The sequence below is a fragment of the Jidongwangia harbinensis genome (assembly GCF_020216025.1).
GTDB classification, from domain to species: Bacteria; Actinomycetota; Actinomycetes; order Mycobacteriales; family Micromonosporaceae; genus Actinoplanes; species Actinoplanes harbinensis.
Map to the genome: position 1 here is coordinate 32,755 of NZ_JAIWNC010000018.1, position 13,336 is coordinate 46,090.

11 protein-coding genes and 1 other RNA gene are annotated in these 13,336 nt (G+C 68.5%); 3 read left to right on the forward strand and 9 right to left on the reverse strand.

Annotation, left to right across the window (positions count from 1 at the left end):
* Positions 1-148: 148 nt before the first annotated feature.
* The 3 genes from LDL48_RS22110 (at position 149) to LDL48_RS22120 (ending at position 4,376) form a co-directional block, all read left to right on the forward strand.
* Positions 149-2,617 carry a nidogen-like domain-containing protein gene (locus LDL48_RS22110; protein WP_225257100.1) on the forward strand — a complete coding sequence of 823 codons (2,469 nt, stop codon included), beginning with the start codon at positions 149-151 and terminating at the stop codon, positions 2,615-2,617.
* A 5-nt stretch (positions 2,618-2,622) separates the two neighbouring features.
* A complete protein-coding gene (locus LDL48_RS22115) occupies positions 2,623-2,934 on the forward strand; it encodes a hypothetical protein (RefSeq protein WP_225257101.1) in 312 nt (103 codons plus the stop codon).
* 500 nt (positions 2,935-3,434) lie between these two features.
* A complete protein-coding gene (locus tag LDL48_RS22120) occupies positions 3,435-4,376 on the forward strand; it encodes a hypothetical protein (RefSeq protein ID WP_225257102.1) in 942 nt (313 codons plus the stop codon).
* Between the two features lie 477 nt (positions 4,377-4,853).
* On the opposite strand, the gene ssrA is transcribed toward LDL48_RS22120, so the two are convergent.
* The 9 genes from ssrA to pruA form a co-directional block, all read right to left on the reverse strand.
* Positions 4,854-5,232: a transfer-messenger RNA gene (gene ssrA, locus LDL48_RS22125) on the reverse strand.
* Positions 5,233-5,388: 156 nt separating this feature from the next.
* Positions 5,389-6,021 (reverse strand): cellulose binding domain-containing protein, encoded by a 633-nt coding sequence (locus LDL48_RS22130; protein WP_225257103.1) that lies wholly within the window; start codon positions 6,019-6,021, stop codon positions 5,389-5,391.
* Between the two features lie 40 nt (positions 6,022-6,061).
* Entirely contained in the window at positions 6,062-6,538 is a 477-nt protein-coding gene (smpB, locus tag LDL48_RS22135) for an SsrA-binding protein SmpB (RefSeq protein ID WP_225257104.1), read from the reverse strand.
* A gap of 38 nt (positions 6,539-6,576) precedes the next feature.
* Positions 6,577-7,767 (reverse strand): peptidoglycan DD-metalloendopeptidase family protein, encoded by a 1,191-nt coding sequence (locus LDL48_RS22140; protein ID WP_225257105.1) that lies wholly within the window; start codon positions 7,765-7,767, stop codon positions 6,577-6,579.
* A 181-nt stretch (positions 7,768-7,948) separates the two neighbouring features.
* Positions 7,949-8,824, reverse strand: a complete 876-nt coding sequence (ftsX, locus tag LDL48_RS22145) for a permease-like cell division protein FtsX (RefSeq protein WP_225257106.1) — start codon at positions 8,822-8,824, stop codon at positions 7,949-7,951.
* Positions 8,825-8,884: 60 nt separating this feature from the next.
* Positions 8,885-9,565 carry a cell division ATP-binding protein FtsE gene (gene ftsE / locus LDL48_RS22150; RefSeq protein WP_225257107.1) on the reverse strand — a complete coding sequence of 227 codons (681 nt, stop codon included), beginning with the start codon at positions 9,563-9,565 and terminating at the stop codon, positions 8,885-8,887.
* Between the two features lie 153 nt (positions 9,566-9,718).
* Positions 9,719-10,831, reverse strand: coding sequence for a peptide chain release factor 2 (prfB, locus tag LDL48_RS22155; protein ID WP_225257108.1), 1,113 nt, complete (start codon positions 10,829-10,831; stop codon positions 9,719-9,721).
* Positions 10,832-10,885: 54 nt separating this feature from the next.
* Positions 10,886-11,401, reverse strand: coding sequence for a PadR family transcriptional regulator (locus tag LDL48_RS22160; protein WP_225257109.1), 516 nt, complete (start codon positions 11,399-11,401; stop codon positions 10,886-10,888).
* A 275-nt stretch (positions 11,402-11,676) separates the two neighbouring features.
* Positions 11,677-13,305 carry an L-glutamate gamma-semialdehyde dehydrogenase gene (pruA, locus tag LDL48_RS22165; protein WP_225257238.1) on the reverse strand — a complete coding sequence of 543 codons (1,629 nt, stop codon included), beginning with the start codon at positions 13,303-13,305 and terminating at the stop codon, positions 11,677-11,679.
* Positions 13,306-13,336: the final 31 nt, after the last annotated feature.

The window sequence follows — 13,336 nt, forward strand, 5'->3', positions numbered from 1 at the left end:
GGGCGAGAACTGGCGATTCGGCGGAGTTTCGCGTTCCCAACAGCCGATCCCGGGCCACCCTCAGACCGAGTGATCCCCCTCAACATCACGCTTAGTGTTCTCGCTGCCGCCGCCCTGCCCGGTGTGCTCGAGCAGCCAAGGAGAACACTTGCGACACAAGCTTGTGGCGACTCTCTCGACCGCCGCCGTTCTGGCCGGTGGCCTGATCGGCTTACCGGCCGTCGCCGCTCCGTCCGGCGCCGTCATCAACGAGGCGGACTGCATCGCGAACCCGCTCGCCGCGAACGACGACAGCTCCACCGCCCCGGTACTGCTCCCGTTCAAGGTCAACTTCTACGGGAGTACGTACGACCGGCTGTACGTCAACAACAACGGCAACGTCACGTTCGACACCCCGCTGAGCACGTACACGCCGTTCGGGCTGGCCGGGACCCGCGCCCCGATCATCGCCCCGTTCTTCGCGGACGTGGACACCCGCGGGGGCGGCGGCTACGTCGGCTACGGCTGGGGCACCACCCTGTACGAGAACCGCCCGGCGTTCTGCGTGAGCTGGAAGTCGGTCGGTTACTACAACAACCACAGCGACAAGCAGAACACCTTCCAGATGCTGCTCGTGCAGCACGGCAGCGGCGGCGACCTGGACATCGTCTTCAACTACGACCAGGTCCGGTGGGAGACCGGCGACGCCAGCGGCGGCAGCAACGGCCTCGGCGGCAGTTCCGCCCGGGTCGGCTTCTCCAACGGCTCCGGCGAGGCCGGCACCTTCTTCGAAATGCCCGGCTCTGGCGTGCCCGGCGCCTTTCTGGACAGCAGCAGCACCGGACTGTCCGTGACGAACACCGACAGCGCGCAGCGCGGCCGACACGTATTCCGCATCCGGGGCGGCTACGCGCCGCTGACCCGATACGTGGCGCTGGGCGACTCCTACTCGTCCGGGTACGGCATGGGCGGCTACGCCCGCGGCACCCACCCGGACACGTGGGGCGGGGTCAACGACTGCCAGCGCTCCGACAAGGCCTACAGCAACCTCGTCGCCCAGGAGCTGCGCCTGAACCTCGACTTCCACGCCTGCCAGGGCGCGGTCACCGAGGAGTTCTACCAGTCCCGCGAGGGCGGCGCGTGGGGCGAAAAGCCCCAGCTCGATCACCTCGACACCAACGACGTGCGCCTGCTGACCTTCACCATCGGCGGCAACGACTCCGGCTTCGCGGACATCTACGAGGAGTGCGTCCTGGGCATGGAACTGCTGCCCTGGAACACCTGCAACGGCGACGACAAGGTCACCAAGCCGTTGGCGGCCGCGATGGCACGCCTCGACGGCGGAGCCGACGGCGGGGACGCCGCCATCGCCAAGATCCACCCGTACCCGTCCGTCTTCGGCGAAGCACGCCGGCGGACCCCCTACGCCCAGCGGGTCGTGGTCGGCTACCCGACGTTCTTCCGGCAGGGCGGCGCCGACACCACCTTCCGCTGCCAGGGCATCAAGCGGGTGGACCAGGCATGGATGCACGACAAGACGGTCGAGCTGAATAAGATCATCAAGCGCAACGCTGAACTCAACGGCTTCCGGTACGTCGACCCCAACGAGTACTTCCAGAACCACGAGTTCTGCGGCACCGACGGCAGCTGGTTCTACGGAGTCACCGACGACGGCGCGGTGCACCCGACGCCGCCGGGGCACGAGGCGATCGCCAAGGCCATCCTCGAAGAACTCACCAACGACAGCCGCCCGCACTTCATGGTGAAGCCGAACGCCTCGGTCACCACCAGCATCGCAGTCGGCCAGGCCCTGCAACGCCTCGCGGTCGGCATCGAGTGGCCCGGCAGTGACATCCAGCTGACGCTCACCTCGCCGTCCGGCACGGTCTACGACCGTACGGCGCGGCCCGGCGGCGCTTCCGGCTCGCACGGTCCCACCTGGGACCAGCTGTCGATCCCGAACCCGGAGCCGGGCACCTGGACGGCGACCATGTTCGGCGCCGACGTCGACCCGCTGGGTGAGGAGGCCCGGCTGAGCGTGGCCCAGCTCGAGGCACCCAACAAGGCGCCGGTCGCCGACTTCGACGTCGCCTTCACCAACGGCGCCCTGATGCTCGACGCGACCAGGGCCGCCGACGCGGACGGCACCATCCAGTCCTACGACTGGTACGTCCAGCTCGCCGACGGCACCGAGCGCGTCCTGCACGGCGTGCGAGCCAGCACGGCACTGCCCGCCGGCCAGCAGTTCAAGGTGACCCTCGCGGTCCGTGACGACGACGGCACCAGCACCTACGCCGCCCGTACCGCCGTGGCCGCCACCATGGACGTCAAGCCGGGCTCCGCCGACAACCCGGTCAACATCAAGAGCAAGGGCGTCACCCCGGTGGCCATCCTGTCCACCGCCGGCTTCGACGCCACCGCGGTGCAACCGTCTTCGGTGCGCGTCGGACCGGCCGGCATCGCCATCGACAAGTCGGCGGTCCAGGACGTCAACGGCGACGGCCGGGCCGACCTGCTGGTGCACGTGTCCACCACATCGCTGGGCCTGCGCGGCGGCGACACCAGCCTGGCGCTCTCCGGAACGCTGCGCACCGGTGTCCCGTTCGTCGGATCGGACCGCGTCCGAGTGCTGCAATGACAACCATGTCCCGACCGAACTCGCCGCGTCGGACGACCATACTGGTCGTCCGGGTGGTGGCCGCCCTGCTCCTCGGATACCTGGGCGCATTGCTTGCCTTCGGCAGCTACGTGGCCATGATGTGGCAGTTGCGCCCGTCGGCCGGGGGCAGCGGCACCGCGCTCGGCGCGGCCGGGTTCGGCCTCCTGGCGGGCGCCCTCGTCGCGGCCGCCATGGCGGCCTGGTGGTTCCTGGTGCCGCCGGCGCGCTGGTGGGGCATTCCGATCAACACGCTGTTCGTCGCGGGCACCTTCGCCGCGTTCCTGTCGAACGTCTGATCACTCGGCCGAACACCGTGCCCGGGGCGGCCGACCCGCCGCCCCGGGCACGGTGCTGTCCGCATGCTCGCCGGCTCGTACCGTGGAGGAACGCTTTACCGGCAGCGGTGGGCTCCGCCGCAGCGAGCGCCTCGCGGATGATCCGCGCGCCCGCCGGCGTACCGGGACAGGGAATGGCAACGAAAGCGGCACCGCCGTGCTGGGCGGTGCCGCTGGGGGTTCACGTAAGAACCCTCTCGTGGAGATGCTGTCGGCCTACTTGAACCCTGCGCAGGACGTGCAGCAGCTTCGGGCAGGCACTCGCAGATCTCCATCACCCGGTGCGCCAGCCGACGAGCCGGAGCCCGGAATGATCAGTCACTGGCGACCGGCCGTCCTGCTGGGCGAGCGGAATGTCGTAGGCATGTGGTTAGGTGAGACCACAGTTGGTCGGCATCAGCCTTTGCGGCTCACCCGACTGACCGCCCGTCACTGTGTCTACCCAGTTACAGGGAGTATTGATGATTCGATTCTTCTATGTCTACGTTCCCGCGAGCGGCAGGACCAACCTCGACATCGGCATCACCGGTGGCATCTGGGGCTGGAAGTCCGAAGCGCTGAACGATCGCCTCAAGGAGTTCAACCGCACCGAAGCCCGGCAGATTGCCCGGGAGATCCAACCCGGTGACTATCTCATTCTGGGCCATCGCGGTCCGAACTCCCGGGTATCCAAAGGAACGTGGACGTCCGGCGTCCTTCACCAGGTCGTGTTCGGGCAGGTCAAGGCCCCACTGTTTCGGTCGGAGGAGCCGGTCTGGCCGGACGACACCTACCCCGAGCGGATCCGGCTCGACGTTCTCCATCGTGCCGAGAACGTATCCGGCGTCCACCTCGGCGCCGCGGCAATGGAGGCGTTGCGGTCTTCGGCCAACGTCGGCGGCGTGCCGATCCCTTCGGACCCGGTCGACATCCTTTCCGTGGAGGATGAGATGACCGCGGAGCAGGGCGCCTCAGGCCGAGAGTCTGATCAGATCCTGGGTGTCGAAGGCGGCTTGGACGCGCTCGCTCGCGTCCTGGTACGCAAGGAGCAGAGGAAGCTCCGCAGGATGAAGTTCGGCGACTCCGCCGAGATCCGCTGCGAACTCTGCGGCCGGCTGTTCCCGCGACGATTCGTCCGCGCGGCACACGTCAAACGCCGCGCTGACGCCAACGAGCAGGAACGCCGCAACCTGGCCAACATCATCGCGGCTTGCTTGTTCGGGTGCGACGAACTCTTCGAGCACGGATATGTGTTCGTCGACGCGGGCGGCCGGATCCGCGTGAGCAATGGACCTACGAAGCACTCCACTGCTGACCTGCTGGCACTCGCGACCGTGCTCGACGCGCGGCAATGCGCAGCAGCGAAGCCGTCGTCGGCGGAGTTCTTCGCCTGGCACCGCCGCTGGGCCACCGAGGCAGGCTGAGTCAGCCCGCTTGGACAACGAAAAACATCGGCGGTACCGCCGTGAGGCGGTACCACCGATGATCTTGCAGTGGAGGTGCTCACTACTTACTTGAACCTTGCGGACGGAAATGTCCCTGGTTGGCCGCAGTCTCCCGACCGTCGCCGGCAGATGGTGCAGGGGATGCAGCGTGGACTGGGCGTCGAGGCAGCGGGCTGACCACCCGTTCAGTTCTACCTTCTGTTCAGTAATACCGAACCGAGGCCAATACTGAACGCTGCTCTCCAACCCACGAGCTGTACCGGCAGGCGTGCAAGGACCCGCCGCGTGCTCGATTAGCCGCCTTCCGCGCAGTACCTCGGTGACGACGGGAACGGCCCGCATGTTGCCACCGATGAGCTGGCCGACCCCTCTCTTACGCTGGTCGGCCAAGGCCAGAAACGAGAGCGGCACCGCCCTGGCGAGCGGTGCCGCTTCGGGTTCGGGTAAGAACCCTCTTCGTGGAGGTGCCGGGAATCGAACCCGGGTCCTTCGTTGTTTTGTCAGGGCTTCTCCGAGCGCAGCTCACTATGCCTCTACTCGGCCCCACCAATCACGTGAGCAAGTTGGTGTGACGGGCCCAGTCGCTGATTAATCTCGCCGCACGGACCCCGCGACCGGGTCCGATTGGCCAACCTCCTAGCTGATGCCGGTTACTGGGCCGGAGGCACTCCCAGACCGACAGACTCCGCTACTTGCCTCAGGCGGCGAGAGCGTAAGAGTCAGCGCTATCCTGCTTGGCGCTTATAAGTTTCCGACGACCGATTCTCGAGACGACGTCGGCTTCCTCGGCTCGCTTCCCCTGTCTCCACGTACGAAGTCGAAACCAGTCACCCCCTGGACAGCTGCCCCAGTGGCAGCCCCACCAGCCTAACGCCTCCCCGCCCCGACTTCATTCCGGTATCGCCTCCGAGTTCGGCACCGGGCTCAACGAAAGGAGATGCCGGGCTCAACGAAAGGAGATGCCGGGCTCAGCGGGAGGAGGTGCCGGGGCTCAGCGGGAGGAGATTTCGCAGGCCCGGCCGTCGACCTGGCAGGACGTGGGACGGATCTCGCCGTCCCCTTCGGTGGACGCGCGGAAGCCGATCATCGTGCTCCGGCCCGCGGCGAGCGGGCCGCCGCTGAAGACGACGGTGCTGCCCGAGGTGCTGGCGTCGGCGCCGAACGTGCGCTCCACGCGTACCTCGGCGTCGGGGTGGTAGGTCACCCGGACCTGCCAGTTCCGTGCGGTGTCACCCTCGTTCTCGATGACGATGCCGGCCTGGAACTGGCCGCGCCGCTCGCCGCCGCTCAGGTAGCGGGCGGTGAAGGCGGGCTTCGGGGTGGGCGAGGCGGACGGGCGCCGGGACGGGGTCTTGGCGGGGCGCGCCGACTTCGACGCGGACACCTTCCTGGTGGCGGGGCGGGACGACGGCGGGCGGGACGACGGCACGACGGACGGCGCCGGGGGCACCGCCGTCGGGGACGGAGTCGCACCCAGTGCCGGGGTGATCATCAGAGGTGGGTCGAGGTCGCGGCGCTGGGTGACGGACCACAGGACGACCAGGGCGAGGAGCAGCACGGCGAGCACCGCGGCGAGGAGGGTACGGGGACGGGATGCCCAGGTGGCGCCTTGCTGGTCGGGCATCGTTCCTCCGCTGTCGTGGATCACGAAGCGGGACCCTAACTCAGGTCATGCCCTTGCCGCGTCGGCCCAACGCCCGAGTGATCTCCCGCTGAGCGTCTCGATTCGCCAGGTCCTGACGTTTGTCGTAGCTCTTCTTGCCCTTCGCGAGACCCAGCTCGACCTTCGCGTACCCGTTGTGGAAGTACACCGAGAGTGGCACCAGGGTGACGCCGTCGTCGCGCAGCTTGCCCTGCAGCTTGTGGATCTCGTCGCGCTTGAGCAGCAGCTTGCGCACCCGGCGCGGCTCGTGGTTGGTCCAGGTGCCCTGGGTGTACTCAGGGATGTGCATCCCGTGCAGGAAGATCTCGCCGTTGTTCTCGTGGCCGAACGCGTCGACCAGCGAGGCCCGGCCGGCGCGCAGTGATTTGACCTCGGTGCCGGTCAGCGCCATGCCGGCCTCGTAGGTGTCGAGAATGGCGTAGTCGTGCCGCGCCTTGCGGTTCGAGGCCACGACCTTGCGCCCCTGTTCGCGCGGCATGCCGGTCTCCAAGAGGTATGCGGAGGGATCGGCTCAATCTAACAGAGACAGGAAGGCAGATATTTCGCCGGATTCTTCGGTACGCCGCTCAGCCGGGTCTCGAAGTGCAGGTGGTATCCGGTGGAGGCGCCGGTGGTGCCGACCCGGCCGATGACCTCGCCGCGCCGGACGTACTCGCCGGTGCGTACGCCGATCCGGGACTGGTGGCCGTAACAGGTGGAGAAACCACGCCCCTGCAGCCGGCCGTGGCTGATGCAGGTGTAGTTGCCGTATCCGCCGTTCCACCCGGCCCGCATCACCCGGCCGGCGGCGGCGGCCCGGATCGGGGTGCCGCCACCGGCGGCGATGTCCATGCCGGCGTGCAGCTGCCAGACCCGGTAGTACGGGTCGAAGCGGTGGCCGAAGTTGCTGCTCTTCCAGCCGCGGACCGGCATCAGGAGCCGGCCGCCGCGGTGTACCGCGGTGCTGCCGGCGCGCGCCTGGCCCCGTTCCCACGCCTGCAGCGCGGCCACCACCCGGAGTTCCTCGGCGCGGACCGCCCGGTAGCGGGCCAGCACGGCGGCGCGCTGCGACTGCGCCACGGCGAGCGCCTGGCGGCGCATCTCGGTCAGGCGTACCACGGCGGCGCGGGCCCGGACCGCGGCGGCCTGCGCCGCCCGCGCCTTGGCCAGGGCCCGGGCGGCCTCCCGCTCGGCGTCCTCGGCGTTGCGCTTGGTGAGCCCGGCCCGGTCCTGTTCGGTACGCGCGGCCCGGCGCGCCACCGCCATCTCGTCGACGCTCTCCTGCCGCTTCTGCATGACCTGTTCGACCAGGCCCATCCGGTCCATGATGTCCTGCGGCCCGGTGGCGCTGACCAGCACGTTCAGGGAGGCGAAGTCGGCGGCGCCCATGTAGCTGGCCGCGGCCACCCGGCCGACCCGCTCCCGGGCCTGCTCGACCCGCCGGTGTGCCTGCTCGTACCGGGACACGACCTGCTGGTGCAGGGCACGGGCGGTGTCCGCCTTGCGCCGCGCGGTGTTCGCCTCGGCCTGGGCGGCGACGACCACCCCGTTCGCGGTGGCGACCCGGTGCTGGGCGGCGGGCAGCGCCGCGTTGGCGAGTTCCAGGCGGCGGGCGGCGGCGCGGGCGACGGCGGTGGCGTCCTCGAGGACGGCGGCGGCCCGGTCGGCGGCCCGGCCCGCGTTCCGGGCGTCGTCGCGCGGGTCGGCGGCGACGGGCCGTGGCCCCACCAGTCCCACACCGGCGATGCAGAGCAGGCCGAGACACACGGCCCACGCGGGCGAGACACGGCGATGTCGTCGACAGGACCCCACATCGGCACCGTACCCCGGGTAAGCCGCTTAAGGGCCCAAAACGACCAATAGCCGCATCCCGGACGGGAATGCGGCCATCGGGCCGGGCTCGGAGTGCCTAGACGCGCAGGTAGAAGCGCAGCGTGATCCAGCCGGTGATCGCGCTGACGCCGGCGCCGGCCGCGGCCAGCAGCGGCAGCATCAGCCACACGTTGCCGTCCGGGATCGGGGTCAGCACGTTCGTCAGCGCCTGGAGGCGGCCGTCGAGGAGCACCACCTTGATCAGGAACAGCGCGATGAAGGCGAAGATGGAGCCGATCAGGCCGGCCACCACCGCCTCGAGTACGAACGGCGCCTGGATGAACCAGTTCGACGCGCCGACCAGTTTCATGACCGCGACTTCCCGGCGCTTGCTGTACGCGGCCACCTGGATCGTGTTACCGACCAGCAGCAACGCGGCGCCGGCCATGAACACCGCCCCGATCAGCGACCCCAGTTGGATGGTGTTGAAGATGTCGAACACCTTGTTGAGCAGTTCGCGCTGGTCGACGATGTCCTGGATGCCCTGTTGGCCCTGGATCTGGTCGGCGAACGCCTTGTACTGCTCGGGGTCCTTCAGCTTGACCCGGAACGACTCGGGCAGGCTGTCCGGGCCGACCGAGTTGATGAAGTCGGGCGAGTCCTGCCACATGACCTGGAACCGCTTGAACGCCTCGGCCCGCGTCTCGTAGGTCTTGTCCTTGACCAGCGGGTTGGTGTCGATCGCCTGGTTGATCGCGTTGCGCTGCGCTTCGGTGACGTCTTCCCGCAGGAAGATCGAGACCTGGATCTCCCCGTAGTAGAAGTCCTTCATCTGGTCGACCTGCATGTACATCAGGACGCTCGCACCCAGCGCGAAGAGCGAGACCGACATGGTGATGATCATGGCGATCGACATCGTGACGTTGCGCCACAGGCCTACCAGGACCTCGTTGAGGACATACTTCACGCGCATCGGGGGAGTTCCTTCCGGGACCTCGCGTCTTCTACCGAACAGTGCATCCGAAGCCCGGAGCTATCCGTACACACCGCGAGCCTGGTCACGGACGATCCGTCCGCTTTCGATCTCGATGACCCGGCGGCGCATCTGGTTGACGATGTTGGAGTCGTGGGTGACCATCACGACGGTGGTGCCGGTGCGGTTGATCCGGTCCAGCAGTCGCATGATCTCGATGGAGGTGTCGGGGTCGAGGTTTCCGGTCGGCTCGTCGGCCAGCAGGATCAGCGGCCGGTTCACGAACGCCCGGGCCACCGCCACGCGCTGCTGCTCACCGCCGGACAGCTCATGCGGGTAGCGGTGTTCCTTGCCGCCGAGACCGACCAGCTCCAGCACCTCCGGCACGACCCGCCGCGCAACGGCCTTGGTCTTGCCGATGACCTCCAGGGCGAAGGCCACGTTCTCGTACGCGGTGCGGTTGGGCAGCAGGCGGAAGTCCTGGAACACACAGCCGATGGACCGGCGGAAGTGGGGGATCTTCCACGACCGCATGGTCGTCACGTCCTTGGCGTTCACCATCACGCGGCCGGCCGAGGGGGACACCTCGTGCAGCAGAAGCTTGATGATCGTCGACTTCCCGGAACCGGAGGGTCCGATGAAGAAGACGAACTCACCCTTCTCGATACCGACGCTGACATTGTCCAACGACGGCCGAGACGCCTTCGGATACGTCTTCGTCACGTTCTCGAGCTGAATCACGGGAGCAGAGTCTACGCGGTGTAACGGAAACGCCAAGTCCGGCGGTCCTCGCTATTTGCACCTACCGTACGGAATCGAACCGTCACGCAGGCGCCACCGGAACGTTCGTTCCGGTGGCGCCGGTACCTTCGGGCGACCGCCCAGGCTCCTCGGTCAGCTGCTCATCTGGTTCTGCTTGCGCCACCGGATGCCGGCCGCGATGAACTCGTCGATGGCCCCGTCGAAGACCGACGACGGATTGCCCGTCTCCTGCTCAGTGCGCAGGTCCTTGACCATCTGGTACGGGTGCAGGACGTACGAGCGCATCTGGTCGCCCCACGATCCGGTGGTGTCCTGCTTGAGGCCGGCGAGCTTCGCCTCCTCCTCCTGGCGCTTGCGCTCGAGCAGCCGCGCCTGGAGTACCCGCATCGCCGAGGCCTTGTTCTGCAGCTGGGACTTCTCGTTCTGGCACGTTACGACGATGCCTGTCGGGATGTGCGTCAGGCGCACAGCGGAGTCCGTGGTGTTCACGCTCTGTCCACCTGGACCCGACGAACGGTAGACGTCGGTCCGCAGCTCGTTCTCCGGGATGTCGATGTGGTCGGTCTGCGCGACCACCGGCATCACCTCGACCCCGGCGAAGCTGGTCTGCCGGCGGCCCTGGTTGTCGAAGGGGCTGATCCGGACCAGACGGTGCGTGCCGGACTCGACACTCAGCGTGCCGAAGGCGTACGGCACCTTGACCGCGAACGTGGCGGACTTGAGGCCCGCCTCCTCCGCGTACGAGGTCTCGTAGACCTCGGTGGGGTAGCCGTGCCGCTCGGCCCAGCGCAGGTACATCCGCATCAGCATCTCGGCGAAGTCGGCGGCGTCCACTCCCCCGGCGCCGGCCCGGATGGCCACGACGGCCTCCCGCGAGTCGTACTCGCCGGAGAGGAGCGTGCGGACCTCCATCTCCTCGACCGCCTTCTGCAGGGCGGTGATCTCCTCACCGACCTCGGTGATCGACCCCTCGTCCGCCTCCGCCTGGGCCATCTCGAGCAGCAGCTCGGCGTCGTCGATCCGGGACCGGAGCCGCTCCAGGCGGGAGATCTCACCGGTGAGGTAGGAGAGGCGGGAGTTGACCTCCTGGGCGCGCGCCTGGTCGTCCCACAGGTCGGGGGCGGAGGCCTGCTCCTCGAGCTCCGCCCGGTCACGGCGCAACTTGTCCACATCGAGGACGTTCTCGATATTGCGCAGGGTGGCGTCGAGGGCTTTGAGCTGTTCAGGAAAGTCGGCTGCACTCACGACTCTCGAGTTTACGCCGCCCGGCCGGTCGCCCGGCCGGGCGGCAGTGGTTCGTCACTCCGCGGGCGCGACCTTCAGCCAGTTCAGAGCCGCCTTGTGATAGGCGACGGCGAACTCGAGCGCGGCGGCGCCGTACGCGTCGCCCGCCTTCTTGGCCTCCTTGGCCTGCTCGCGGGCCATCACCAGGGCCTCCGAGTGGTACTCGTTGGCGCCGGTGTAGAGCGACTTGAGCTGGTTACCGGAGTGCTGTTGGCCAAAGGCCACCCGCAGGGCGACCGGGTTGCGGAGCGCGTCCCGGCCGGGCGACTCGGCGAGCCACCGGCTGAAGGCGCGCTTGCCGGACGCGGTGATGGCGTAGGGCTGGCTGGACCGTGGCCCGGGCTTGCCGAGGCGGACGTATCCCATCTCGGCGAGAACGGGCAATTCGCGGTAGACCTGGCTCCGGGTCATCGACCAGTACGGCCCGAGGCGACGTTCGGCAGCCACCATGAGCTGACCGCCGGTCATCGGGCCCTCGTGAAGCAGGCCCAGGAGGGCGGCAGCTGTTGGGTTGATTTGAGAGTCGGGCATGCCTTCTAAGCTGCCACTTTGTCGACGCGGCGTCCAGGATTTCGCCCGATCCGTCCAATTTGCGTCTCCACATGCGACTGTCCCGCACAGACAGTCCGACCACGAGGGTCGTGACCGGGCGTTTTACCCATCTGGATCAGTCTCGCGAGGTAGACTGGCACGCTGAAACGCCCAGACGGCGATGCGTGGGCGGAAGCCGTCAAAACGGACGGCTCTCGGGCGGGAAACGGCGGGGCCGTCGCGCATAAACTCGCAACGGCCCCATACCGGGACGATCATCCCATGTGGGGGTATCGCCAGTCCGTCGGCGCGTCGAACGTTTCCTTGATCGTCCGCGGCGACACCCAGCGCAACAGGTTGAGCACCGAACCGGCCTTGTCGTTGGTGCCACTTCCGCGGGCCCCGCCGAACGGCTGCTGGCCCACCACGGCGCCGGTCGGCTTGTCGTTGACATAGAAGTTGCCGGCCGTGAAGCGCATCGCGTGCGAGACCCGGTCGATCACCGCACGGTCGGTGGCGACGATGGACCCGGTCAGCGCGTACGGCGAGGCGGCGTCCGCCTGGGCCACCACGTCGTCGAAGTCGCCGTCGTCGTAGACGTACACGCCCAGAATCGGACCGAAGTACTCGGTCGAGAAGATCTCATGTGCCGGGTCGGTCGACTCCACCAGCGTGGGCGCCACGAACCAGCCCTCCGAGTCGTCGGCCGTACCGCCGGCCAGCACCGTGCACGACGCGCTGTTCTTGATCCGGTCCAGCGCGGCGGCGTGCTTCGCGAACGCCCGGCCGTCGATCACCGCACCGCCGAACGTGGACAGGTCGGTCACGTCGCCGTACTGGATGGCGGCCACCGACGCCGCCAGCCGGTCCCGCAGGCCACCCTCCCAGAGGCTCCGCGGCAGATACGCCCGGGACGCCGCCGAGCACTTCTGCCCCTGGTACTCGTAGGCCCCGCGGATCAGCGCGGCGTGCAGCACGTCGGCGTCCGCGCTGGCGTGCGCCACCACGAAGTCCTTGCCGCCGGTCTCCCCCACCAGACGGGGGTACGACCGGTAGCGGTCGATGTTCGCGCCCACCTCACGCCACAGGTGGCGGAACGTGGCGGTGGACCCGGTGAAGTGGATGCCGGCCAGGTCCGGGTCGGCGAGCGCCACCTCGGACACCGCGAGCCCGTCCCCGGTCACCATGTTGATCACTCCGGGCGGCAGACCGGCCGCCTCGAACAGCCGCATGGTGAAGTGCGCCGAGAACTGCTGGGTCGGCGACGGCTTCCAGACCACGGTGTTGCCCATCAGCGCGGGCGCGGAGGGCAGGTTGCCGGCGATCGCGGTGAAGTTGAACGGGGTGATCGCGTACACGAAGCCCTCGAGCGGCCGGTGGTCGAACCGGTTCCACACGCCCGGGGACGACTGCGGCTGCTCGCGCAGGACCTGCTCGCCGTACGCGACGTTGAACCGCAGGAAGTCGATCAGCTCGCAGGCCGCGTCGATCTCCGCCTGGTAGCAGGACTTCGACTGCCCCAGAATGGTGGCCGCGTTCAGCGTGTCCCGCCAGCCTCCGGCGAGCAGCTCGGCGGCGCGCAGGAACACCGCGGCGCGCTCACTGAACGGCAGCGACCGCCACATCGGCGCGGCCTGCTTCGCGGCCCGCACCGCGGCGGTCGCGTCCTCCCGGGTGGCGTTGCCGGTCACGCCGAGCACGTCCCGCCGGCGGTGCGGCTGGACCACCTCGATCGCCTCGCCGCCGCCCATCGACTGGACGCCGCCGATCGTCATGGTCAGGTCGAGGCGGTCACCGCGCAGCGCCGCCACCCGGGCCTGCAGCGCGGCCCGCTCGGCACTGCCCGGCGGATAGCTGCGTACCGGCTCGTTCCGCGGCTCCGGCACGGAAAGCTGGGCGTCCATCTCGCACTCCTCGACGTCGTCTCCTGGGATC